Source organism: Caulobacter sp. 17J65-9 (assembly GCF_010975005.1).
Lineage (GTDB): Bacteria > Pseudomonadota > Alphaproteobacteria > Caulobacterales > Caulobacteraceae > 17J80-11.
The window spans coordinates 1-1937 of sequence record NZ_JAAIVC010000283.1; the positions used below are offsets into that span (position 1 = coordinate 1).

A 1937-nucleotide genomic window follows, 5' to 3' on the forward strand; every position below is an offset into this window, starting at 1 on the left:
GGCCGGCGCCGGCGCGGTCGTGTCGGCGGGGCCGGCCGCCTGGGCCTTGGCGATCAGGGCGGCGATGTCGAATTCGATGTCGGCGGCCGGCGCGGCCGGAGCGACCGGCTCCAGCGGCGGCGCCATCGGGGCCGGCGCGGGAGCGAGGTCCAGCGGCGGCAGGTCCAGGACCGGCAGATCCAGAACGGGCAGTTCGGGCAGGGCCGGCGCGGCCGCGGCGTCGGCGCGCACGATCTCCAGGTCGCAGTCGCCCTCGACCCACTCGAACACTTCGCGGATGGCCGCCTCGTCGACCTCGCCGGTCAGGCGCACGGTCCAGCCGAGATAGGCCTGTTCGGCCGCCATCTGGTCCAGCGGCGGCAGATTGGACGCGTCCAGCTCGACCTCGGTCTCACCCAGGCGGGCCAGTTCGCGCAGCAGCAGGCCGGACTCGTTGGCCTTCAGATACATGTCCGCGCGCGGGCGGAAGGTGACGCGCCAGACGTCGGCGCCCGCGACGACGGCCGTGGCCGTCGGCGCGTCGAGGTCGGGCAGGGCCATCGGGCCGGGCAGCAGGGCGTCGAGGTCCGGCAGGCCGGGCGCGTCGCCGAAGTCGGCCAGGGCCACCTGCATGGGCTGGAACACCAGCCCGTCGATCTCGCCGTCGTCCTCGTCGGCCGCGCCCAGCGCGTCGCCGCCGATCCAGCCTTCCAGCTCCTCGACCAGAGCGGCGCTGCGACCGGCGTCGACCTCAGGCCCGCCGCGGGCCGCGCCGACGTGGTCGGACAGCACGTCGGCGGCGCGCAGCAGGGATTTGACGACCTCTTCGCGGACTTCCATCCGGCCCGAGCGCAGCTCGTCCATCAGGGTCTCGAACACGTGGGCGAAGCGCACCAGGGCGTCGAGGCCGAAGGCCCCCGCGCCGCCCTTCACCGAGTGGACCGCGCGGAACACCGCGTTGATCGTCTCGGAATCGGCGTCGCCGCCTTCCATGGCCAGCAGACCCGTCTCCAGGTCGGCGAGCAGTTCCTCGCACTCCTGGAAGAAGGTGGCCTTGATGCTCTCGAAGGCGTCCACGGACGAAACCCCGTTCGGTGTTCAGATCAGGCGGCGACGCGGCGGACGGCGTCGACCAGCTTTTCCGGGTTGAAGGGCTTCACGATCCAGCCGGTCGCGCCGGCCTGGCGGGCGCGTTCCTTCTTGGCCGGGTCGCTTTCGGTGGTCAGGACCAGGATCGGGGTCGAGCGGTGCTTCGGGTCCGAGCGCACGCCCTCGATGAAGCCGAAGCCGTCCAGCCGGGGCATGTTGATGTCGGTGATGACGACGTCGGCGCCTTCCAGGGCCAGGGTCTCCAGCCCGTCCACGCCGTCCACGGCCTGGATCACGCGGTAGCCCGCCTCGACCAGCGCCAGCTGCAGCATGTCGCGCATGGTGCGGGAGTCGTCGACGGTCAGAACGGTCTTCGTCACGAAATCACCCCTTCGGGTTCGAATTGCAGTTCAGGGTTTCCGAACAGGGCCAGCTGGTCGGCGAACTCGGTGGACATCTGGCCGAGGGCGAAGGCGCGCCCCTCCTCGGCCCAGGCCGCGCGGGCGGCCAGCAGCACCTGCAGGCACAGCCCGCCCAGCCGCGTGACCCGCGAGGCGTCGAGCGTCACCGCCCGGCCCCGCAGCAGCATCAGCGACTGGCGCAGCGGCTCAGCTGCGTTGAGGTCGAGCACCGGCGCGAGCGGCAGCACGGCGGACTCGGAGGTGGAAAGCGACATCGGTTAACCCTGACTCTGGGCCGTGTTCCGTTTCTGGACGGGTTGTCGATAACGAAGGATTACCGCCGCCGATTTTGCCGACTCAGAACTCCTCCCAGCCGTCCGCCTCCGGGGCGAGCTGGTGCGCGGGCGCGGCGCCGCCCCGACCGGTGTGCTTGAGGGCCGGACGCGGGGCGTGCGCGGCCGCCGGGCG

3 protein-coding genes are annotated in these 1937 nt (G+C 72.1%); all 3 read right to left on the reverse strand.

What is annotated here, in order from left to right; genetic code table 11:
• Window positions 1–1056: Hpt domain-containing protein (locus G3573_RS21295; protein WP_346427429.1), on the reverse strand; the 1056-nt coding region annotated here is incomplete at its 3' end.
• A 26-nt stretch (window positions 1057–1082) separates the two neighbouring features.
• A complete protein-coding gene (locus tag G3573_RS21300; protein WP_163263636.1) occupies window positions 1083–1448 on the reverse strand; it encodes a response regulator in 366 nt (121 codons plus the stop codon).
• Window positions 1445–1744 carry an STAS domain-containing protein gene (locus G3573_RS21305; RefSeq protein WP_163263637.1) on the reverse strand — a complete coding sequence of 100 codons (300 nt, stop codon included), beginning with the start codon at window positions 1742–1744 and terminating at the stop codon, window positions 1445–1447. The genes G3573_RS21300 and G3573_RS21305 overlap by 4 nt, the downstream gene beginning before the upstream one ends.
• Between the last annotated feature and the right edge of the window lie 193 nt (window positions 1745–1937).